This is a genomic window from Archangium lipolyticum (assembly GCF_024623785.1).
Lineage (GTDB): Bacteria > Myxococcota > Myxococcia > Myxococcales > Myxococcaceae > Archangium > Archangium lipolyticum.
In genome coordinates this window covers 126,996-148,191 of record NZ_JANKBZ010000011.1, presented here as the reverse complement: position 1 = coordinate 148,191, position 21,196 = coordinate 126,996, and the positions used below count along the sequence as shown (strand labels likewise).

Annotated in this window: 23 protein-coding genes and 2 pseudogenes; 13 read left to right on the top strand and 12 right to left on the bottom strand. The window is 68.5% G+C overall.

Going from position 1 to position 21,196, the window contains the following annotated elements:
• Positions 1 to 54 precede the first annotated feature (54 nt).
• Both NR810_RS24030 and NR810_RS24025 read left to right on the top strand, forming a co-directional pair.
• Positions 55 to 1,554 (top strand): sensor histidine kinase, encoded by a 1,500-nt coding sequence (locus NR810_RS24030; RefSeq protein WP_257455685.1) that lies wholly within the window; start codon positions 55 to 57, stop codon positions 1,552 to 1,554.
• Positions 1,551 to 2,897 (top strand): sigma-54-dependent transcriptional regulator, encoded by a 1,347-nt coding sequence (locus NR810_RS24025; protein WP_257455684.1) that lies wholly within the window; start codon positions 1,551 to 1,553, stop codon positions 2,895 to 2,897. The genes NR810_RS24030 and NR810_RS24025 overlap by 4 nt, the downstream gene beginning before the upstream one ends.
• Here the strand turns inward: NR810_RS24025 and NR810_RS24020 are convergent.
• The 12 genes and pseudogenes from NR810_RS24020 to gcvA all read right to left on the bottom strand — a co-directional run bounded on the left by NR810_RS24020 (position 2,795) and on the right by gcvA (position 14,411).
• Positions 2,795 to 4,234 carry a hemolysin family protein gene (locus tag NR810_RS24020; RefSeq protein ID WP_257455683.1) on the bottom strand — a complete coding sequence of 480 codons (1,440 nt, stop codon included), beginning with the start codon at positions 4,232 to 4,234 and terminating at the stop codon, positions 2,795 to 2,797. The genes NR810_RS24025 and NR810_RS24020 overlap by 103 nt on opposite strands.
• A 107-nt stretch (positions 4,235 to 4,341) precedes the next feature.
• Complete coding sequence (locus tag NR810_RS24015) at positions 4,342 to 4,707, bottom strand: J domain-containing protein (protein ID WP_257455682.1); 366 nt, start codon at positions 4,705 to 4,707, stop codon at positions 4,342 to 4,344.
• Between the two features lies 1 nt (position 4,708).
• Entirely contained in the window at positions 4,709 to 6,733 is a 2,025-nt protein-coding gene (locus NR810_RS24010) for a DUF6109 family natural product biosynthesis protein (RefSeq protein ID WP_257455681.1), read from the bottom strand.
• A gap of 3 nt (positions 6,734 to 6,736) precedes the next feature.
• Entirely contained in the window at positions 6,737 to 8,416 is a 1,680-nt protein-coding gene (locus tag NR810_RS24005; RefSeq protein WP_257455680.1) for an Hsp70 family protein, read from the bottom strand.
• A complete protein-coding gene (grpE, locus tag NR810_RS24000; protein WP_257455678.1) occupies positions 8,413 to 8,883 on the bottom strand; it encodes a nucleotide exchange factor GrpE in 471 nt (156 codons plus the stop codon). The genes NR810_RS24005 and grpE overlap by 4 nt, the downstream gene beginning before the upstream one ends.
• 413 nt (positions 8,884 to 9,296) lie before the next feature.
• Entirely contained in the window at positions 9,297 to 9,425 is a 129-nt protein-coding gene (locus NR810_RS23995) for a hypothetical protein (protein WP_257455677.1), read from the bottom strand.
• A gap of 560 nt (positions 9,426 to 9,985) precedes the next feature.
• A pseudogene (locus tag NR810_RS23990) lies at positions 9,986 to 10,427 on the bottom strand (NUDIX hydrolase).
• Between the two features lie 21 nt (positions 10,428 to 10,448).
• Positions 10,449 to 10,919, bottom strand: coding sequence for an NUDIX hydrolase (locus NR810_RS23985; RefSeq protein WP_257455674.1), 471 nt, complete (start codon positions 10,917 to 10,919; stop codon positions 10,449 to 10,451).
• Positions 10,916 to 12,442: a DUF2380 domain-containing protein gene (locus NR810_RS23980; protein ID WP_257455673.1), complete on the bottom strand. Its 1,527-nt coding sequence runs from the start codon at positions 12,440 to 12,442 to the stop codon at positions 10,916 to 10,918. The genes NR810_RS23985 and NR810_RS23980 overlap by 4 nt, the downstream gene beginning before the upstream one ends.
• Before the next feature lie 118 nt (positions 12,443 to 12,560).
• Positions 12,561 to 12,854: a hypothetical protein gene (locus NR810_RS23975; RefSeq protein WP_257455877.1), complete on the bottom strand. Its 294-nt coding sequence runs from the start codon at positions 12,852 to 12,854 to the stop codon at positions 12,561 to 12,563.
• Positions 12,855 to 12,878: 24 nt separating this feature from the next.
• Positions 12,879 to 13,400: pseudogene (locus tag NR810_RS53030) on the bottom strand (AHH domain-containing protein); the annotation flags it as partial.
• Positions 13,401 to 13,496: 96 nt separating this feature from the next.
• Positions 13,497 to 14,411, bottom strand: a complete 915-nt coding sequence (gcvA, locus tag NR810_RS23965; protein WP_257455671.1) for a transcriptional regulator GcvA — start codon at positions 14,409 to 14,411, stop codon at positions 13,497 to 13,499.
• Positions 14,412 to 14,620: 209 nt separating this feature from the next.
• Here gcvA and NR810_RS23960 point away from each other — a divergent pair, with 209 nt between their 5' ends.
• The 11 genes from NR810_RS23960 (at position 14,621) to NR810_RS23910 (ending at position 21,112) form a co-directional block, all read left to right on the top strand.
• Positions 14,621 to 14,902: a hypothetical protein gene (locus NR810_RS23960; RefSeq protein WP_257455670.1), complete on the top strand. Its 282-nt coding sequence runs from the start codon at positions 14,621 to 14,623 to the stop codon at positions 14,900 to 14,902.
• A gap of 84 nt (positions 14,903 to 14,986) precedes the next feature.
• Positions 14,987 to 15,412, top strand: a complete 426-nt coding sequence (locus NR810_RS23955; protein ID WP_257455876.1) for an SDR family NAD(P)-dependent oxidoreductase — start codon at positions 14,987 to 14,989, stop codon at positions 15,410 to 15,412.
• A gap of 202 nt (positions 15,413 to 15,614) precedes the next feature.
• A complete protein-coding gene (locus NR810_RS23950; RefSeq protein WP_257455669.1) occupies positions 15,615 to 16,673 on the top strand; it encodes an alcohol dehydrogenase catalytic domain-containing protein in 1,059 nt (352 codons plus the stop codon).
• Entirely contained in the window at positions 16,673 to 17,665 is a 993-nt protein-coding gene (locus NR810_RS23945; RefSeq protein WP_257455668.1) for a homocysteine S-methyltransferase family protein, read from the top strand. The genes NR810_RS23950 and NR810_RS23945 overlap by 1 nt, the downstream gene beginning before the upstream one ends.
• An 83-nt stretch (positions 17,666 to 17,748) precedes the next feature.
• A complete protein-coding gene (locus NR810_RS23940) occupies positions 17,749 to 17,940 on the top strand; it encodes a hypothetical protein (RefSeq protein WP_257455667.1) in 192 nt (63 codons plus the stop codon).
• A gap of 18 nt (positions 17,941 to 17,958) precedes the next feature.
• On the top strand, positions 17,959 to 18,249 hold the full coding sequence (locus tag NR810_RS23935) for a TlpA family protein disulfide reductase (RefSeq protein ID WP_257455665.1): 291 nt from the start codon (positions 17,959 to 17,961) through the stop codon (positions 18,247 to 18,249).
• 81 nt (positions 18,250 to 18,330) lie between these two features.
• Positions 18,331 to 18,756 (top strand): YeeE/YedE family protein, encoded by a 426-nt coding sequence (locus NR810_RS23930; protein ID WP_257455662.1) that lies wholly within the window; start codon positions 18,331 to 18,333, stop codon positions 18,754 to 18,756.
• A gap of 10 nt (positions 18,757 to 18,766) precedes the next feature.
• Positions 18,767 to 19,228, top strand: a complete 462-nt coding sequence (locus NR810_RS23925) for a DUF6691 family protein (protein ID WP_257455661.1) — start codon at positions 18,767 to 18,769, stop codon at positions 19,226 to 19,228.
• A 97-nt stretch (positions 19,229 to 19,325) separates the two neighbouring features.
• Positions 19,326 to 19,847 carry an RNA polymerase sigma factor gene (locus NR810_RS23920; RefSeq protein WP_257455660.1) on the top strand — a complete coding sequence of 174 codons (522 nt, stop codon included), beginning with the start codon at positions 19,326 to 19,328 and terminating at the stop codon, positions 19,845 to 19,847.
• Positions 19,834 to 20,595 (top strand): anti-sigma factor family protein, encoded by a 762-nt coding sequence (locus tag NR810_RS23915; protein ID WP_257455658.1) that lies wholly within the window; start codon positions 19,834 to 19,836, stop codon positions 20,593 to 20,595. Before NR810_RS23920 ends, NR810_RS23915 begins: the two co-directional genes overlap by 14 nt.
• Positions 20,596 to 20,644: 49 nt before the next feature.
• Positions 20,645 to 21,112, top strand: a complete 468-nt coding sequence (locus NR810_RS23910; RefSeq protein ID WP_257455656.1) for a cytochrome c biogenesis CcdA family protein — start codon at positions 20,645 to 20,647, stop codon at positions 21,110 to 21,112.
• Positions 21,113 to 21,196 lie beyond the last annotated feature (84 nt).

The following is a 21,196-nucleotide window of genomic DNA, read 5'->3' as shown; positions in this document are numbered from 1 at the left end:
CGGCCCGCTGAGCATCTTTGACCCACGTGTACATTTTTGTCACAGTCCGCCGCCATGCGGGTCTCCACCAAGCTCTGGCTGGGGCTGACACTGACGACGGCGCTCATCCTCGGCTCGTATGGCTACCGCCAGGTGCGGCAGGAGCAGGAGGACCTTCGCCACGCGGTCGATCAGGAGTTCCGGCTGCTGGGCACGGCCATTCAGGTCGCCGTCGAGAACGCGCTCCGCGATGGGCAGACGGCGGATGTCCATGAAATCCTCGAGTCCCTCGAGTTCAAGGACCCCGCAACCGACGTCTTCGTGTTCGATGCGAAGGCGCGGTTGAGCGCCAGCTCCTGGGGGGGAAGCCAGAGCCTCCCCGCGCTTCCCGGGGCAGTCGCCGAGGTTCTCGCGTCACGCGAGCCGGTCGTTCGCTTCGAGGGACCTGGTGGCCTCTCGCATCTGGTCGCGGTGCTGCCTCTGCGAAATGACAACGACGCGCTGGCGGGCGCGCTAGCGCTCGTGCGGCCACTCGATGATGTACGGCGCGACCTGGCGGCGACCGCGTTCTCCATCTTCCTGTCCATTTTGACGCTGGTCGTGGGCATCGCGGCGGTCGGCTGGCTGCTCTTCCGTCTTTACGTCCACCAGCCCCTCGCGAGCCTTCTCGAGGCGATGCGCTCCGTGCGCGCGGGCGACCTGCAGGCGAGTGCCAGCGTGGACAGGAGGGATGAGGTGGGGGAGGTCGCCGCCGAGTTCAACGGGATGCTCGGCGAGCTTGCTGAAGTACGGCGACGGCTCGCCCAGGAGGAGGACTCACGGCGTGCACTCAACGCGGAGCTCCAGCGAGCCGACAAACTCGTCACCATCGGCCAGCTCGCCGCCGGGGTGGCGCATGAGATTGGCTCACCCCTTCAGGTCTTGAACGGGAGGGCCCGTGCGCTGGCAGGGCGCCCGGACATCTCTCCTGAAGTGCGGCGCAACGCGGACATTCTCGTCGAGCAGTCGGACCGGATCGCCCGCATCATCCAGCAACTCCTCAACCTCGCGCGGCGCAAGCCACCCCGCTTCGAGGAGGTGGATGTCCGCACCGCGGGGCGTGCCATCTTCGAGCTGGTCGAGCTGGATGCGCGCCGCAGGGGTGTGCGGCTCGAATTCGAGGCTCCCGAGGCGCTGCCCCGGGTGCTCGCGGATGGAGATCAGCTGCAGCAGGTCCTCCTCAATCTCCTTGGAAATGCGCTCCGGGCTACTCCGCGAGGAGGGCGCGTGAGGCTGTCTCTCGCGCCCTCCCTCTATCGGCTGCCCGGGAGCGGCACGGAGCGTGCCTCCGTTGCCCTCGTGGTCGAGGATACGGGAGTTGGCATGACGCAGGAGGTGCTCGCCAAGGTGTTCGAGCCTTTCTTCACCGCATGGGGGGATTCCAGTGGAACGGGCCTCGGCCTTGCCGTCGTCAAGTCCATTGTCGCCGAGCACGGGGGCACCCTGGTGGTGGACTCGCGCAAGGACGAGGGAACGCGGTTCACCGTGCACCTGCCGGTGAGAAACAACCAGGAGACGAGGGAGATTGCCGCATGAGTTCGTCCGCCAGGAAGTTGCTCGTCCTTGATGACGACCCGGGTGTGGTCGACTTCCTCTGTGAGAGCCTGGGGGAGAAGGGCTACCAGACCGTGGGGCTCACCTCGCCCCATGAGGCGCTTGCCCGGGTCCGGAACGAGGAGTTCGACCTGGTCATCACCGACATGGAAATGCCGGAGATGCGCGGGACGGAGTTGCTGACGGCCATCCAGGAGGAAAGACCGAGCCAGCTCGTCCTTTTCATCACCGCGTTCGGCAGCATCGAGTCCGCCGTCGCCGCCGTGAAGGCGGGGGCCTGCGACTTCGTGACGAAGCCGTTCAAAATCGAAGTGTTGTTGCTGGCCATCGAGAGAGCCCTTCGTGAGCGCCAGATGCGTCGGGAGATTGTCCGCCTGCGCACGGCCCTGCCCACCGAGGCTCCAGGAGAGCTCGTCGCGAGGAGCCCAGCGATGCGGAAGGTGCTGGATGTCGCACGCCGGGCGGCGAGGTCCGATGCGACGGTACTCCTGACAGGCGAGACGGGGACGGGAAAGAGCTGCCTTGCGCGGTTCATTCACGACACCAGTTCCAGGCGCGACTCGCCCTTCACCCAGCTCAACTGCGCGGCGCTGCCCACCAGCCTCATCGAGAGTGAGCTCTTCGGCGTGAAGCGTGGGGCCTTCACGGACGCAAAAGAAGACCGGGTGGGGCTCTTCGTCTCGGCGGGGAATGGGACACTGTTTCTGGATGAGGTCGGTGAGCTCCCGCTGGCGACTCAGGCGAAGTTGCTCCACGCCCTCGAAACAGGGAGGGTTCGGCCCGTGGGGGCCACAGCCGAGGTCGCGGTGCGCGCCCGCGTCATTGCCGCGACCAACCAGCCGCTGGAAGCCCTCTTGAGGGCGGGGCAGTTCCGGCCCGATCTCTACTACCGATTGAATGTCATTCGGCTCGAGGTGCCGCCGCTTCGCGAGAGGCGCGAGGATGTCGTGCCCCTCTCGGACCTGTTCCTCAGCCGGGCAAACGACCGTCACTCCCGAGAGGTTCTCGGACTTTCAGCCGCCGCCATGAAGCGGCTGACGAGCTACTCGTGGCCTGGGAACGTTCGTGAGCTCGCCAACCTCATCGAGCGGGCTGTCGCACTGAGCGAGCACGACACCCTCCTTCCCGAGGATCTGGACTTTCCTCGGAAGGAGGACGAGGTGACGGCGCTCTTGATGACTGGGGCGGAGAAGGGCGTCCCACTCGAGGAGGTAGAGCGGGCCTACATCCGAAGGGTGGTGGAGGCACACGGAGGAAACAAGGCAGCCGCGGCACGTGTCCTCGGCATTGACCGGCGAACGCTGCACCGAAAAGTGGAAGAGTGATCGCTCACTGCTCTTTCGGCTGCTCTTCGCCTGAAGAGGGGGGGGGGTGGGTGGATGCGGACCTGCTTCACCCGCCTGGGCGAGGCATCCACGACTTCGAGCGCGGTGCCATCGGGCAGGGAGAAGCGCGCACCGGCGGTGGGAATGCAACCTGCCAGGGAAATGCACAGCCCACCAACGGTGCTCCAGGTCTCGCCCTCCGAAAGTTCCAGCGGGTCCAGCGCCCGGTTCACCTCCCGGATGGGGAGGGCCGCATCGACGAGCACGCTGCCATCTGGCTCTCTGCGGATGGTCTCGTGCGGTGTCTCGTGCTCGCTCACGATGTCTCCCACCAACTCCTCCACCACGTCCTCCATGGTGATGAGCCCGGAAAGCCCTCCCTGCTCGTCCACGACGAGTGCCATCTGTATCCGCCGCGCCTGCATCTGTTGGAGAGCATCCATGGCCCGCATCGTCTCGGGGACGAAGTAGGCGGGGCGCAGCACGTCCTCCAAGAGAATGAGCTGCTGCTCCAGGGCGAAGGCCAGCAGGTCCTTGGCCACCACGTACCCGACGACATGGTCCAGGTCGCCCTCGTAGACGGGCATCCGGCTGTGCCCCTCCTCCAGGAGTACCCGTTTGACTTCCTCGGGGGAGGCATGCCGGCGGATGGCGACCACGTTCCTCCTGGGCACCATGATGTCTGCCACGGTGAGCGCCGCCATGTCGAAGGCTCGGGAGGCAATCTCTCCGGTGCGCGGGTGGACGCTCCCACTGCGGGCGGCTTCCTCGACGAGCTGCTGGAGCTCATCCGAGGAGAGGCGGGACTCCGTGAAGGAGGTCCTGTCACCGAAGAAGCGCAGCACCAGGTTGGAGCTGAAGGTGAGGAGCCACACCACGGGCTTCACCAGCCGCGACAACCCGCGCAGCGGCCGGCCGATGAGGAGCGCGTAGCTCTCGGCGTAGCGCAGGGCGAGCGACTTGGGCACCAGCTCGCCCAGGACCAGGGAGAGGTACGACACCATGCCCACCACCAGGGCGAAGGCGACCTCCTCGGCTCGCTCCAGTGAGAGCCCGAGCTGCGCGAGCGGGCCAGCGAGGCGCTGGGCGATGGACGCGCCGCCGAAGGCCGCCGCCGTGGAGCCCACGACGGTGATGCCGATCTGTACGGTTGCGAGGAACCGCTCGGGGTTGTCCCGCAGGGCCTGGACCGCGCGTGCGGCACCGCTTCCTTGTTCGAGGAGCTCTTGCAACCGCGTCTTGCGAATCGAGAGGAGCGCGAGCTCCGCCCCAGCGAAGATGCCGTTGGCGAGGACGAGCAGGAAGATGATGGCGAGTTCGGTGACGATGGCTTCCATCCTTGTGTGGGCCCGATAGTGTACCGGCGGTGATGGTGAAACAGGGCCCACTGAACCCTGCCTCGCGCACAACATAGCGGGTTGGAGGGGGCTGAATGCAGGCCGTATCACCCGGCAAAAGCCCGGAGTGCCTCATCCCAGCTCATCCGGGAGCACCGCTCCACCCACCGCGCCACGGTCTCCGCTCCCGTTCGCGCGGCCGACGCCACCACGGCGGCCTTCTCGAGTGGTGCATCGAAACGCTCGCGCGCGTCCCTGGCCAGCTTCCGCACGTCCACGGGGCTGGTCAGGTATGCCACCTCCAGGCCTCCCGGTCGGGTGAGCGCCTCGTAGGCACGGCGCAACCGCTGGAACCCCTCCAGATCCTGGTGAGGTGGGTGCCGCGCCAGCGCGGCGAAATAGGCGCTCTTGACGGCGACCGGGTCCATCGTAGGCGCCAACCCCAATACGGCGAACGGCTCTTCGGGCGTCATGTCAGCTGCTCTCCTCCCCTTCCTCCGGAGAGACAGCCTTCGGCGGGCTTCTCCCGGGCTCCTTCGGTGGCGCCGCGCCCTCCGCGGCGGGCTTCTTCTTCGAGCGTGACGCACGGCGCGCCGTGGTGCTCGCGGCCTTCTTCTTCCGCGAAGCCCCGCGCTTGCGCAGCCGGTACCCATGTTTGTGCGCCAACGCCTGCGCCTGCTCCACCACCGGGGCATGGAGAGCGGGTAACTGCTCCGACAGGGCCCGCATGAACGCCTCCAGCACCGGGTGGAGGTACTCGCAAGGGGTGCTCATCCTCCCGGCGGCCACCACCGCCTCGGCGAGCGCCAGCACATTGGCGGCGCGGCGCTCCAGCCAGCGATCCAGAATGCGCCTGGCGAGCGCCTCCCGTCCGAATATCTCCATCGTCCGGAGCGCCTCGATATGCCCCGCGTCCCCAGGATGGGCCTCCAGGTACCGCACGGCGGCATCCCACGCCTCGTCGTCCGAGGAAGCATGGCGCACCGCCTCCTCGAGGAACTCCACCTGGTAGGTCAGCACCCTGGGAGCGAACCGGCGCCAGATGCGCAGGCCGTCCCCGGTCAGCTTCATCGAGGAGTAGACCTGCTCCATCGCCTCCTCCACCCCCATCAGCATCCGCTCCGCATCCTCCATGTTCCGCACGCCACGCAGCAGCCGCTCCAACTGCCGTCCTCCCTGCTTCATCCGGCTGCGGTCCAGCAGGATACGAACGGCTTCGCTGAGCTCCCTCCGGAGCTCCTCGTTCGCGCCCTCCCAGCAGACATCCACCCATGACTCCACCAGGGCCGGCGCGCCGGTAGAGGCCACGCACTCGACCAACTTCATACGCTCAGAGGGGGTGGCCCCGCCCAGCCAGGACAGCAGGGAAGAGGCCTCCGTGGCGACCAGCCGGCCCAAGCCATCCTGGAGCCACCCGGGTGCGTTTGGCGCCTCGGGGTTCTGCTCGCACCAGGCCAGGAAGGCCCGCGCCCAGAGGGGCGCGTTCGTGCTCCGAGCCAGCAATTCCTGATAGAGGCCCAGCGCTCGCGACAGGGCCGCCCCCTCGAAGCGGAGCCCGGACACCGCCAGCACCACCCAGGGCTGGGCCGACGGTTGGAGCGCCGCGGCCTGAGCCAGGGTGCACAGGGGCTCGGCGTCCTCGATGCGCGAGACGACCGTCTGGGCAAGCCCCGCGGCTACCACCCGCAGCGCCTGCAACGTGGAAGCGGACAGCGCCTGGGGGGCTCCTCCCTCACGCACCGCCCGAGCCAACAACGAGGCTGGCTCCGAGAAAGCAGCACGCTCCTTGCCCTCCGCCGCCCGGAGCCAGAGCTCTCGCGCCGCCAGCTGTCCCGCCAGCTCCCATATCGCCCGAGCTACCTCGGCGGGTGCCGCTCGTGCCCACGCCTCGGCGCGGCTGGCGAAGACGGGGAAGGGCTCGAGCGCGCACAGGGAGAGGAGCGCCCCTTCCACCTCCTCCAGTGAGCGGGGCGGCGGCAGGGAGACGCGCTGGCTCGGCGGCTCGATTCCCAGGAGCGACTCCACTGGGGGCAGGCGTTCGAGCGCCGGCGTGATGAGCTCGGGAGCGGGGCTCCCCTGGGCGGAGAGCCAGTCATCCATCGCCCCGGCCAGAAGGGGCGCATGCGCTCGCGCCGGGCCGGTGAGGGGTTGCCACAGCCGCCGCGCGCGCTCCCAATCGCGGGCGCGGCCCGCCGCCCATACCAGTGGCCAGTACGTGGCCCAGGCCTCCTCTGGAGCCGCGCCTCGCTCCACCAGGCCGGGCTCGGTGTCCACGCGCATGGCCAAGATGCCGAGCATCCCCCAGGAGCCGCGGCGGTGCTGCTCCCGGACGGTCTGCCGGAAGAGGGCGGCGGCGCTGGGGAGCAGTTCCTCCCTCAGCGGCGGCGGCAGCCGCAGTAGCGCGGACAGCATCCCCTCCAGGTCCCCCCGTTTCTGGTACTTTCGGGCCTCCTCCAGCCACTGGCGGTGCTGGCGCCCGGTGCGGTCGTGCTTCACCATGGCTCAGGGCTCCGGGCGTCCCGACCCGTGTTCGAGCTCGAGGAAGAAATCCAGGAGCGCCTCCTCCGCGCGCTCGCGCGTCACACCCTGGGCCTGCGCGTACTGGTCAAGAAGCCGCTTCAACCCGGCGCGGAGCTCGGGAGGGAGCCGCTCGAGCAGGGCGTGCCCCTTGCGCTCCACCGCGCTCTGCTCCGGCGCCAGGGCCGGGACGGCCTTGCCCACGTCCGCCACCGAGAGGGCCACCGTCTTGGTGTTCGTCGTGCCGGGCTGGCTGACGGATACCTTCACCACTCCGTTGAGATCGTAGGCGAACTCCACCCGCACCGGTGAGTTCGCGGGCCGGGGCTCGAGCGGGAACTCGAAGGCCCCCACCCGCGTGTTCTCCGAGGCCCGGCGCGACTCGCCCTGAAACACCTCCACCTTGACGAGCTCCTGCCCGGGCACCAGGGTGTAGAACTCCTCCACCTTCGTTGTCGGCAATACCGTGTTGCGGCGGAGGACCGGGGCAAAGGTATCCGGCGTGGCGCTCCCGATGTCGTCCTCTCCGATGACGCGCATGCCCAGGCTGTGCGACGCCACATCCACGAGGATGCGCCCCACCGGCTCGCCGGACAACATGCCGGCCTGGATGGCCGCGCCCAGCCCCACGGCCAGGTCCGGATCCACTTCCTCATGGATGTCTACTCCGAATGCCTCCTCGAGCATCTGGCGGACCCGGGGGATCCGTGTCGAGCCTCCCACCAGGCATATCTTGGACAGGGACTGCCCCTCGAGCCGGGCCTCCGCCAGGGCCTGGCGGGTCAGGGCCACGGTGGACTCGAGCAGCGGCTCGATGAGCACCTCGAAGTCGCGCCGCCGCACCTCCAACTCGAGGTGGATGGGCCTGCCTTGCGCCTGGGTGAGGAACTCCTCCTTCACGTGCACGGAGATGTCCGCGGACAGACGGATCTTCGTCTCCTCGGCCAGCTGGCGCAGGCGCGCCATGGCCCGCACGTCCTCGCGAGGCTCCACGCCCTGCTTCTTGAGCTCCTCGAGGAAGAGCTGAACGAGCTTGTCGTCGAAGTCGTCTCCGCCCAGGTGGGTGTTGCCCGCGGTGGAGCGCACCTCACGCACCCCCTGGAACACCTCGAGCACCGACACGTCGAACGTGCCGCCCCCCAGGTCGTAGACGAGAAGGATCTCGGGCTCGGCTACACGGAGGGCCTCGGGATGCAGCACGCGCTCATACAGGAGCGAGGCGCTGGTGGGCTCATTGAGCAGCCGCAACACGTGCAGCCCCGCGCGCTGGCCGGCCTCGAGGGTTGCGCGGCGCTGGGCGTCATCGAAGTAGGCAGGCACGGTAATAACCACGTCACGCACGGGGACGCCGGTGGCCTTCTCGGCTCCCTGCTTGAGCGCGGACAGGATTTCGGCGGAGACCTCCTCGGGAGACACCTCGCGCCCGGCGATGGAGTAGCGGTGGAGTGTCCCCATCTTGCGCTTGGCCGAGCGGATGCACCGCTCGGGCCTCAGCATCTCGAGGTTGCGCGCCTCGCGCCCCACGACGACACGATTGTCCTCGTAGAGGACCACCGAGGGGACGATGCGACTGCCTTCCACTGGCACGGCCACCGGGCGGCCCTCCACCAGGTGGGCGATGACAGAGTTGGTCGTACCCAGATCGATTCCAAAGACATGGCTCAAGGGGCATTCCTCACGATGATGGCTTCGCCCTCGCGAATGAGGCGCTCGCCCCGCAGGGCGGCGGCGCGAACCACGCGGGCAATGGCGCCCTCGGCGAAGCTGGGGTGGGGCTGAGTGCCTACAATCCGGAACAGGCGTCCGTCAGGAATGTGGCCGATGGACGTCAGTCGCGTGACCCCGGAGGAGGTCAGAAAGCGCTCGATCCGGGCCGCCACTCCCATGAGTCCCGATGCGAGCGCCGCATCCGCCGCGACGCGGGAGGCCTCTTCGAGCAGATCCAGGGCATCCAGGAGCTCGTCCCAGGGGGGCTCGCGCCCCGAAGAGTTGCTCGACGTAGCGTCGCGGAGAGAAGAGAGCGAGCCCCTCAGTTCCGCGAGACCCCCCTCCAGCTTGCGCTCCAGATCCTCGACATGGAGGGCCAGACGGGCCTGGGCCCGGGAGGACTTCTGGACGGCATCCAGAAGCATGGTGCTCCAGGTGGGAGGCGACTCGGCAGGGAGCGTGGCCCCGGGGAGCCCGGGCACTCCTGAACGTCCAATGAACAGGCGTCTCAGCCAGGTGAACATCAAATCAACACCGATCGTTTCCGACCGGCGCTCCATACAAAACAGAATCGGAGCCGCAGCTTCAGCTCACGCACCAACGCTCGCGCGGATGCGTCTCCTATTCTTCTCTCGATACGGACCTTCCTGGGCTTACTTCTCCCATGGGGCTCCATGGCATGACCTCGCCCGTCATGTCCAGTAATTCCTCCTCGCTTCCATCCCCCTTGGGAAAGCCCTCTCCCATGAGCGGGTACAGGTAAAGGATGTCTGTTGTTGAGAGTGAGACGGAGCGAAGCCGTATACCGCGGCAGCAACCGCCCCTGCTCCGCCGGCTGCTACTCCCGGAACGGTCTCGGCGAGGCGTAGCGGGCACTGCTCTTCGTCCCCTCCATCTCCGGCCTCTCGCTGGCGGCTACTTCCGACAGGGCGGCCTGCTCCGGCTTCTTCCTTGAGGTGGTGCTCACGCTCGACCTTCAACCAGAGCTCGCCTCCCCTTTGAAGGACCACCTGGGGCGTCTCCCCGCTGGTCCACCCTATACGGTGGGGTGCTCCGTCAGTCCTCGCGTGCCACGGGCACCTCACACGGCAGCCTCCTTGCGGGCTACCGCCACAACTCGCTCGGTCCCCAAGTGTGTGCACCGGACCATGTGGAACACCGATTCCGGGCAAGTGGAACGCACCCTGGAAGTAGGTGGCGGGATGAGAAACCCAGTGGAGCGTTGACGGTGCTGGACGAGCCGCCGCCTCTGACCTCCCCCCAAGGGCTTGAGCAGGACGGGCGGGCCTCTGCGTTCAGTTGCCTACGCAGGTGAAAGTTACAGGCTGGCCTGGAGGGCGTGCTTGCTGCTCATCACCGACTCCAAGAAGTCTCGCCGGATGGGCTGCGGCCAGATCTCGGAGAAGATGCTCAGGAGCGGCAGGGAGAGTAGCGCTCATGTCGCCGTTCCTGCCTGGTGTGCCCGGCTGATACCAGCGCCGGCAGGTGCCGCCACCGCAGCGGTATGGCTCGACCCAGAGGTGAAACTCAGACTTCCTTGTCAGGAAGGAGCGTGAGCGGCAACTCGTCGTCGGGCCCGCGCGGGAGCCAACCGGGCGGTGGTGGCGTGGCACGAAGCGCTGCCCGAGCCTGATCGACGCGCTTCTCGTGGGTTGTTGGGGTAAGGGAACTCCACAATCCGATTGCCTTGGCAACCTTGAAACGGTTGGTGTCATCCATAACGGTCGGCCAGCCGTTTGGGAGACATGCCCACAGTTCGCGCACGAGTTGTCCGCAGACAAGGCGTGTGACCCGATGGCTTCGCTCCGCCTCGGCAAGCAACCCTCTGAACACCTGCACCCCTGCGACGTCGTCCTTGCCAAGTTCCTTGGCCAGCGCCTCCAGCGAAGCCGTCGGGCGCGCATCTGCGAAGGCGGTGAGCGAGTCGGCGCACCGTCCAGTTGCCCTCCCAGGAACGTCCGTCACTCATGGTCCTCTACGTGGGGGAGGTTCAGACTTCCGTGTCGGGTAGAAGTGAGAGAAGCAGCTCGTCGTCGGGGCCAAGAGGCCGCCACCCTGGGGGAGGAGGCGTGGCCAGGAGAGCTGTCCTGACTCTCCTGGCACGCTCCTTATGAGTTTCGGGGGTGTAGGCAATCCACGAGCCAATTGCCTCGGCAACCTTGAAGCGGTTGGCATCGTCCAGAACAGGTGGCCAGCCGTCGGGCACGCTCTGGGACCACAGGCGCGCGAAAACATCGCGTACAAACCGCGTGACCTGCTTGCTCCGTTCCGCCTCGGCGAGCAGCCCACTCAGTACCTGTACCCCGGCGATGTCGTCCTTGCCCAGTTCCTCTGCCAGCAAGTGCAGCGGGACGGCAGGGCGCGCCCCAGCGAAGGCGGTGAGCGAATCGTAGCCGCGCTCGCGGACCCGCTCATACAGGCGCGCCTTCACGTTGCCCTGCCAGGCACGTCCGCCACTCATGGTCCTCTCCACGGGACGAAGTTCATCGGAATGTAGTAGTCCTTCATACGCTTTGAGACTGTTTCCAGGACTTCGTTTCGCGTCAACATCCGGCCGGCCGTTGTCTCGGCTTCGTACAGCGCTTCCATGAGCATCCGGTTCCATTCGCCGGCCCATGTGCGACCGAGGCGCCAGTCGCCGCCGCCGTGAATGGCCTCGTGGTGCGCCTGCTCCAGCTTGACGCAGAACTCGTCGATGTCCATCTCGCCCGTGAAGCCGCGCCGCTCGAACCACTCGCGGAACTCCTTCGGCATGACGTGGTGCCGCGGCGGCTCGGCCATGCCAGCCCCCGCCTTGCCTGCCTCATGCATCGCCCCCACTTCTGGCCCGTCTCCGAGCGCCTCACGCACGCCCCTGGGCAGCTCGCCGTACTGCGCCATCATCACCCCGCCCGCGTGAATCCGTACGGCGGCGCTGACGACGGGCAGGGAGAGGACGCCCGCGCGCACCAGGTGGCGCACCATCTCCACCCACTCGGCGGAGACGACAAGGCGCGTGCCCACCATCACCCCGTCGCCTCCCACCGAGAGGCCGATGCCGACGAGGACGGGCGCGGACGGGGGCGCCGAGGGTAGCGAAAACCTCAACGTCGAAAGCAGGGTGACCGTCTCGATGGCTTCCTTGAGCAACAGCACCTTCTGGAGGTTCTCCGCTGCCACGCGCATGCGCTGCTGGGCTCGCGCGAATTCGTCCGTGAGGTGGCCCACCAGCGGGGGCACGTCTTGCGCCGCGGCCTCCACATCCTCGTGCTCCCGGGAGGAGAGCGCCGTCATGGCGGGCTGGAGCATCTCCTGCCTGCGCCACATGTCAGCGAAGAGCGTCTCCACGGGGTAGAGGTGCTGTCTGAGCGCGACGTCGGCGAGGGTGAGGAAGTCCACCCAGACGGCGAGCACGAGTGAGCCGAGCATGGCGGCCTCCAACCGTGGGCCGGCCATGCGCAGCACGGCGAGTTGCATGTCGGGGTCGTCCACTTCTGAAGCGGTGTTGGCGAGCCGGGTGGCGGCGGCGAGCTGGGCCTCCATCCACCGCAGTTGCTGGGCGCCGTAATCGACGTAGCGGAGGAAAACGTCGTTTCCGCTGGCGAGGCCACGCTCACTGGCCTTGAGCTTGGAGAGTTCTGCGGAGATGCGACGGGTGGAGCCAGACACGTCGAGAACGGCACTGCGAAATGCCAGCTGGGCCGCGAGGGCGCTCCGCCGCGAGGCTTTCTCGGCGCTGTCCGGGCCCACCGCCGTCAGCTCCTCCCGGGAGGCCCGGCGCCGGAGCAGCCTCTCTGGTGCCTTGGGCTCAGGCGGGGAGGGGAGGGCGCGCGGAGCTTCGAGACCGGGCCCGTCGGCCGATGCAGGCGCCGAGGCCTCGTGCGGCGTGTAGTGCAGGTTCATCCCCCGGCCGGGCGGAGGTATCAGAGACAGGCAGCCAGTGGACAGCAGGGCAGGGGTAAGCAGCAGGCCCGCCCATAGGGTCCGGAGCGAGTCAGCACGCATTGTCCACCCCCATGACCACGGTCAAGGCGAAGGCTTCCGTGTGGAAATGCCCCAGCGTGCCGGTAAGAAAGGCGCCCGCCGGGTAATGGAGTGGGGCCATGCCTGCCCGGCGTGTTCTTCAGGAGATGAGCTTCGAGCCGATGATGCGCAGGAGTGACGAGAGCCAGACCAGGGCATAGGCGGTCGGGGGACGTTGGCCGGACGCAATCTTCGCCACCTCGTTCCAGTCATCGGACAACTGCCCCATCGTCAGCTCGGACTCGGGTGGGGGAGTGTACACCGAGTACAGGTGCTTCTCCGGGATGCTCCAGTAGAAGTCCTCGGTGACTTCGATCTCCGTACGGCCAGTTCGCTCCAGATGGTCGAACAGGGCATTTGCTGCCCGTCGCAGGTCGGAAAGCTGAATCTTCACGGTTCTCCTCCCAAGTCTCTGATCGACCGTCTCCACTTCTCCCACCGCCGCAAGCCGGATGCCCACCTGCGTCTCGGCTTGTACAGCCGCTTGCATCGAGCCGGGCAGCGTCGGCACCTTCGCAGCCAGCCCCGGCGCCGTGTTGCCGATGGCTGCCATGGCCCGCATGGCGAACGCTCGCGCCGCGTTCCGGCCCATGAGCTTGCCATACCGCTCGCCCGCTGCGCGCAGCTCGTTTCGTGGCGGTCATCACGGCTGCGAGGCCCTTCGAGATCGTCACGTCGGGAATGGAGACGAGGACCATGTACGTCGTCCAGGTCCAGAGAACCGCCACCACCATGGCGTGAGGGTCGGCCATGTCCTTGAACGCCTCCAGCATCTCGTGTCCAGCACGGCGCCCTTGGCCAGGGCCATGGCGAGCGCGAAACGACCATCCCCGTTGATGGTGGGGCTCTCCGTCAGCAGGCGCAGACAGTCCACGGGCCTGCCGGTGCGCTCGCACCAGAGCAGGTAGTCGCGCGTCAACTCCACCTCGGCCGTTGCAGTCACTTCCGAAGTTACCTCGTAGTACCAGGCCCGTTCTCGCGCGCCTGGCACGGGCCACCAGCTACACTGGATCGAATGGGCACCTAGCCCCGACGATTACCCCGTGGACGCTTCGCGGACGAGCCAGTCACGAAACGCAACGAGCTTGGGGAGCGTGGCGCAATCGGGCCGGTAGACCACGTAGTAGGAGAGCACCGAGGAGAACTCCACCTCCGGGAACAGGCGCACCAGCCGTCCGGCCGCGAGGTCGTCATGCGCCATGATGCTGCGGGCCAGCGCCACGCCCTGTCCGTCGATTGCCGCCTGCAGCACGGCAGCGGAGTTGTTGATACGCAGGCCTCGCTTCGTGCCGACGTCCCTTGCGCCCGCCTTCTCGAGCCAGGCATCCCACGTGGCGAATCCCGAGCGGGCATCCACGGACCGGTCGTGGATGAGCCGTAGGCCGACCAGATCCGACGGCCGGCGCAGACGGCGGCTCTGCCGCAGGAGGGCAGGCGAGCAAACGGGATAGACCTCCTCGTCCAAGAGCTTCTCGGCGGTCAGCCCGGGCCAGACCCCAGCGCCGTAGCGCACGCCGATATCGACGCCGCGCGCGGCGAAGTCGAGCAACTCGGTGGACGCGTCGAGCCGCACGTCCAGCTCCGGCCATGCGGCCTGGAATCGCTCGAGGCGCGGCAGGAGCCACTTGGCCGCGAAGGCGGGGCTGACCGTCACGGTCAGCACGCCGGTCGACGAGCCCTCCTTCAGCCGCGCGACGCCGGCGCTCAGCCGCTCGAACCCCGCACGGATATCCGGCAGGGCCCGCTGGGCCGCCTCGGTGAGGACGAGCCGTTTGCGTCCGCTCGTGCCCCGGTGGAACAGCGGTGTGCCGAGCACGTCCTCGAGGCTTCGCACGAGCTGTCCGACCGCCGCCGGGGTCACGTGGAGCTCGGCGGCCGCGGCGGAGAAGCTCTCGTGCCTGGCCGCCGCCTCGAAGGCACGCAGGGCGTTGAGGTATTCAGGTGCGCTCATAGCCGGTCAAGATTTCCTTTGCCGCATGCCAAGAAACTCTCGATTGCGGCGGCGGGTGCTCTGGACGATGAATCCTGCGTCGGACCACGGTGCGCCGGGGCCGACCTCCCCTCTCAGGCTCGTACCAGAGCCGAAGGCTGCCCGTCGAAGCTGCTCCGACGGGATAGCCTACCTTTCACGGAGCACAGAAGCCAAGACGGAGGACACCCATGGTCTACCTGCAAATCACCCTGAAGATTTCTCCCGCCAACCGCCCTGCAGCCGCTGGCGTCTACCAACGCTACAAGGCGCCCTTCCTCGAGACGATCGCCGGCTCGAAGTCGAAGGAGCTCCTCGTCCGTGACGAGGACGTGCAGGTGCTGCACGGGTTCGACACGGCGCAGCAGGCCAGCGCCTACCTCAAGACCGACCTGTTCACCGCCGACGTCGTGACCGCGCTGAAGCCGCTCCTCGACGCCGCCCCGGACGTCCGCATCTACCAGGCCACCTGAGGCTTTCCGTGTCGGGCCGTCGCCGACCGCTGCGTCCCGACGTTCACCAGGTACCCGCAAGGGAGCAACTAGGCCACCTTCTTCATCACGCAGGCCGTCGCCAGGTCCATGGTCGCGCTGCGCAAGGGGGGCGCGATTGTCAACATCGGCTCGATGTGGGCCAGGCAGGCCATCCAGGCCACTCCCTCCTCGGCCTATTCGATGGCCAAGGCAGGACTTCACTCGCTGACGCAGCACCTGGCGATGGAGTTGGCCGGCCATGGCATCCGCGTCAACGCGGTTTCGCCGGCAGTCGTCGAGACCCCCATCTACGAGGGGTTCATCCCGAAGGAGCAGGTTCACAGTGCGCTTCAGGGGTTCAACGGATTCCATCCGATCGGCCGTGTGGGCCGCGTAGAGGATGTTGCGCGGACCATCGCCCATCTGTTGTCGAACGAGACCTCTTGGGTCACCGGCGCAATCTGGGATGTCGACGGCGGCGTCATGGCAGGACGCAACAAGTACAGCTGACCCTTGGAAGGATTCCCCAGGCATCGCGGTGATACGTCCCCGGATTTGGCCACCCGTCGTCCCCGCGCTCTCGCGCTCATGACTCATGCTCGCTCGGACTCTCAGGAGAGGCCCGCCCCGGCTATGTCGCCGGCGCCCTGGATGCCGCGACCCGCGGCGTGGCGGCCGCGCTGGCGGCGCCGAACCCATGAAAGGAGCAACCATGACCAGGAGTCGTTCGAAGGACGGCGTGCAGGAGATGGCCTTGGCAAAGACGTACCGCGCCATGCAGGCGACCCGGCCGGGAGTGCTGGAGTTGGTCGAGCGGCAGACGCCGGAGCCTGGGGCGGGAGAAGTGCTGCTCCGGGTCGAGGCGTGTGGCATCTGCGGCGCGGATGCCAGCACCATCGACGGGCAGCAGTTCCTGCGTGTCCCCGGACACGAGGTCGTCGGCCGGATCGCCGCGGTGGGTGCCGGCACGCCCGCACTCTGGAGGGTGGGCCAGCGCGTCGGCGTGGGCCGGCTCGGGGGGCACTGCAATGCATGCGACCAGTGCCGCCGCGGGCAGTTCCAGCTCTGCGGGAACCAGCCCTTCGTCGGCACCTCGCAGGACGGCGGCTATGCCGAGATGATGGTCGCGCGAAGCACAGGCCTGGTGGCAATCCCGGACGCGCTCGGCTCCGAGGAAGCTGCGCCCCTGCTGTGCGCGGGGATTGCGACCTTCAACGCCCTCAAGAAGTCGGGCGCGCAGGCAGGAGACCTCGTCGCCATCCAGGGCATCGGCGGCCTGGGCCACCTCGCAGTCCAGTATGCGCGCAAGATGGGCTTCAAGGTCGTGGCCATCGGGCGCGGCGCAGACATCGCGAATGACGTTCTCGGCCTGGGGGCGCACACCTATGTCGACAGCGCGCAGGAGGATGCTGTCGCCCGCCTCCACGAGATGGGCGGCGCCCAGGTCGTCATGACGACCATCTCGGACAGCGCCGCGGCGTCGGCGCTCCTGCCGGCCCTGGCGCCGCAGGGAACCCTCCTCGTCGTAGGGGTCGGGAAGGCCCCGCTGACCGTCTCACCCGGCCCACTGGTGGTGGGCGAGCGGCTGGTGCAAGGGACCATCACCGGCACGCCGTTCGAGGCCGAGAAGACGCTGGACTTCAGCGTCCTTGCCAACGTCCTGCCGCGCATCGAGACTCTGCCGCTCGAGAGGGCGGGCGAGGCCTTCGCGCGAATGAAGTCCGGCGAGGCGAAGTTCCGGATGGTGCTGACGATGACGGAGGGGCGCTGATGGGACTCCTGGCGAGACACGCACCGTTCCTCCGCGCCCTGCACGAGGCGCCGCTGCTGCTCGCCGAAGGCTCCGTGGTCGAGCGCCTGCGCCGCCACCCCGCGGGACTGCTGGACCCGCACGTGGCCAACGCGGGCCTCCTCTTCAGGCCGGAGGGGCGCGAGGCGCTCGCCGGCATCTACCGCGACTACCGCGATATCGGCCTGCGCCACGGCCTGCCCACCCTCCTCCTCACGCCCACCTGGCGCGCGAACGCGGAGCGGCTCGCGCGTGCGGGCCTCTCCGGCCGGGACGTCTTCGGCAAGGCGGTGGGGCTGCTGGCGGGACTGCGCGACGAGGTCGGCGACCGGGGCGCAGACGTCTTCATCGGCGGGCTCGTCGGGTGTCGCGGGGACGCCTACCAGCCCGCGGAGGCCCTGCCGCGCGGGGAGGCGGCGGCGTTCCACGCGCCGCACGTGGAGGCGCTCGCGCGTGCGGAGGTGGACTTCCTCGTGGCCCAGGCGCTGCCGGCCCTCTCGGAGGCCGAGGGTCTGGCGCTCGCGATGGCGCGCACGGGGGCGCCGTTCCTCTTGAGCTTCGTTTTGCGTCCCACCGGGACGCTGCTCGACGGCACCCCGCTGGGTGAGGCCGTGGCGCGGATCGACGCCCTGCCCGGCGCGCGCCCGACGGCGTACATGGTGAACTGCGTCCATCCCTACGTCTTTCGCGAGGGGATGGCGCGCCAGCTGGCGGCCTGGCCCTCACTCGGCGAGCGCGTGGTGGGCTTGCAGGCCAACACCTCCCGCCTCTCACCCGAGGAGCTCGACGGGCGGGCGGAGCTCGACAGCGAGCCCCCGGACGCCTTCGCGCGGGAGATGGCCCGCGTGCACGCGGAACTCGGCACGCGCCTGCTCGGCGGATGCTGTGGCACCGACGAGCGGCATATCGCCACGCTCGCCGGCGTCCTGACGGGGCTGACGCCAGGGCCGTCAACTGCTTCGGGGCGGCGGTGAGTCTATAGCAAGCACGTAGACCCAGACGTCCAGGCCCCCAAAAGTCTACCATCACCGATGTTGAAGGAGACGTCGCGATGTCGATGAGCCGCAGGGACACTCTCGGGAGGCTGCTGCTGGGGCTGTGGGTGCTGGCCTCCGGCTGCGACGTCTACGATAAACCCCACCGCCCGGTGCCGGACACGTTCAAGGCGCACTTCGCGGATGGCACCCCGCTGGATCGCCAGGCGCTGCTGGGCCGCCCCTGGGTCATCAACCTCTGGGTGCCTGGTTGACTCTCCTGCGTTCGGGAGTTGCCCGAACTCGAGAAGGTCCGCCGCGAGTACGAGGGGAAGGGCGTGGGCTTCGTGGCCCTCTCCCTGCTCGAGGTGGAGCGTGTGCGCACGGTGGCGCAGCAGCTTGGGGTGCAGATGCGCCTGGCCTATGCGGAAGGGGAGGTGCTCGGGCCCTTGGGGGTGAACCAGGTGCCCTCCACCGTTTTCATCGATGCGCGGGGCCTCATCGTGGCGTCGGTCAGCGGGGAGCGGGACCAGGATTTCTTCGAGCGGAGGGTGCGCGAGCTGCTCGAGGCGCACGCGCGCTAGCTTCACCCCTCCAACCGGCCCCGAAGCGGCGCGGTTGCTGAACGGGTGAATCCTCTTCCAGGAGCCTGGCTCTAAAAGGACATGACTTCTTCCCTCCTCCTTCCTCTCCTGGGCGGAGCACTCATCGGGCTGAGTGCCTCCCTTCTCCTCCTGGCCAATGGCCGGGTGGCCGGCATCAGCGGTGTGGTGGGCTCGCTGCTGGCGCCCGTTCGTGGCGACATCGCCTGGCGCGTGCTCTTCTTCGGCGGGCTGGTTACCGGCGGCCTGCTGCTGGCGTGGCTGCGCCCCGCGTCCTTCGCGGCTCCGGTGTCCCTGAGCGCGGGCGGAGTGGCCCTGCTGGTGGCGGCCGGCCTGCTGGTCGGCTTCGGTTCGCGGCTGGGCAACGGCTGCACCAGTGGACATGGCGTCTGCGGCATCAGCCGGGGCTCGGCCCGTTCCATCGCGGCCACGCTCACCTTCATGGCCACGGGCATCCTCACCGTCTTCCTGGCCCGCCACGTCTTCTAGAGAGCTCCCCATGCGTCCCAACATCAGTGCGTTCCTCAGCGGCCTCCTCTTCGCCCTCGGCCTGGGCCTCAGCGGCATGACGGACCCGGCCAACGTCCTGGGCTTCCTCGACATCGTCGGCGACTGGGACTTCCGGCTCGCCTTCGTCATGGGCGGCGCCATCGCCGTGCACGCGGCGCTGCGGCCCCTCATCCACAAGCGGGAGCGGCCCCTCTTCGCCGCGAAGTTCCCCGCCTTCTCCGCCAGCGGGGTGGACCGCAAGCTCCTCGTGGGCGCGGGCCTCTTCGGCGTGGGCTGGGGGCTTGGCGGCTACTGCCCAGGACCCGCGCTCACCTCGCTCGCCACCGGCGCGACGCAGTTGCTCGTCTTCGTGCCCACCATGTTCGCCGGCATGTACCTCGCCCAGGTGCTGCAAGCGCGACCGAACGCGAGCGCGGGGACTCCGAGCCTGGGCGCGACGTCCGCTCCGTAGCCCCGGTGCGTCTGCCGCCGCGGGAGGAGGGCTCCTCCACTGCGGTGGCATCATCCCTCGGGAACTTTTCTCGACCGCCGCCGTGTCCTGGAGAAACGTGAGCAGCCGGTCCTTCATCGAACGTGCCCTGGAGCACCTGCCAGCCCTACGACGGGTAGGCCGCCGCCTGACGGGCAGCCCGGCGGAGGCGGATGACCTCGTGCAGGAGACGGTGGCGCGCGCTCTGGAGCGGCGTGGCGAGTTGCGCGACCCGGAGCGGCTCAAGGGGTGGTTGCTCGCCGTGCAGCGCACCACCTTCCTCAACTCCCGCCGGGGCCTGCGTCCCCGGTTGGAAGTGCTGGAGGGTGGGCTGGGCAAGGATGCCCCTTCCGAGCCTTCCGCGGACCTGGAGGCGGAGCTGCACGCCCAGACGCTCAGCTCGGGCATGAAGGCGGCGTTGGAGTCGCTGGCCCCGGAGTGGCGTGACGCGCTGTGGCTGCGCGAAGTCGAAGAGCTGAGTTACGAGGAGATCGCCCAGGTGCAGGGCTGCCCGGTGGGCACCGTGCGCTCGCGCCTTGCGCGGGCCCGGGTGGCGATGCTCGACTTCCTCGAGAAGGAGAAGGCACATGGAAGCCTGTAGCCCGGAGTGGCAGGAGCGTCTCTCCGCGTGGTTCGACGGAGAGGTCCAGGCACACGAGGGGCAGGCCGTGGAGCAGCACCTGTCGCGATGCGTGGGCTGTGCCCGGGAGGCGGCCCGCTATGTCTCGCTGAGCGAGTCGCTGAAGGCCCAGGCCGCCACGGAGACGCACGTGCCGCCCGAGCTGACGGAGCGTGTCTCCCGGCTGGCTCCGCGCGCCCGCCCCGCCTCCCGGCGGCGGCGATGGACGGTGGGCCTGGCGGCGGCGCTCGCGTCCGTGGGCGTCCTCTGGTCGTCGTGGCCTGGCGCCATGAATGACGCGCTGGCGATGGATCTCGAGCGGCACCACCTCAAGGCTTTCTCGCGTGCCACCCCCTGCGAGTTCGAATCCCCGGACCCGGCCGCGGTGAAGGCGTGGGTAGAGCAGGAGGTGGGCTATGCGGTGGAGGTGCCGGTGGTGCCCGGCGCGACGCTGCTAGGCGCCCGCCGCTGCCGGTTGCATGGACAGCTCTCCGCCTCGCTGCTGTACCGGCACGAGGAGGGCAAGGCGATGACACTCTTCCTGCCGCCGCCGGGCTCTACCGCGGCGCGGGAGGCGGCGAGCTTCGCCGGAGAGGAGACGCGCTGCACGCAGGGCCCCCTCGGTGAGCGCATCTGCGTGGCGTCGCGCGGGGGCGGTCAGGCCGCGTTGGCCGTCTCCGAGCTGGAGACGCCGGTGCTCGTCGACGCCCTGGCCCGCCTGGCTCCTTGAGGGCGCGCGGCCGGGAACTTCCGAGGGCTCCGCTCGTGTCCTCGCGGGCATGAGTCTCGGTCTTCCCGGCATCTTCCTCGCGGGCCTGCTGACGTTCCTGTCACCCTGCGTCCTTCCACTCGTCCCGCTCTACCTGTCCTTCCTCGCGGGCGTGTCCCTGTCCCAGTTGCGGGAGGCGGGGAGTGGCGTGCGGCGGCCGTGGGGTGTGGCGCTCGCGTTCTCGCTGGGGCTCGGCTCCGTGTTCGTCGCGCTCGGGATGGCGGCCACCGCCGTGGGTGGGGCGCTCGCGGAGCACCGGAGCGGGCTCCTCCAGTTCGGCGGGCTCGCGCTCTTCCTGCTGGGACTCAAGCAGCTCGGGCTCATCCGCATTCCCTGGTTGGAGGGTGAGGCGCGGCCCCTGCTCGGGCGGGTGACCTATACCGCCTCCTCCACGTCGGAGCCCGCCATGGGAGCGCTCTACCTCGGCACCTATGCCGCGGGGCTGTCCGACAGGGCGGCCATGCACCGAGGCCGCTGAATCCTTTGTCCTCCCTTGAGGCTCTCACCTGGCCGTACCTCTTCCCTCGGAGGCCCGTGGGCCTCCGGAATCCGATGGAGCCGC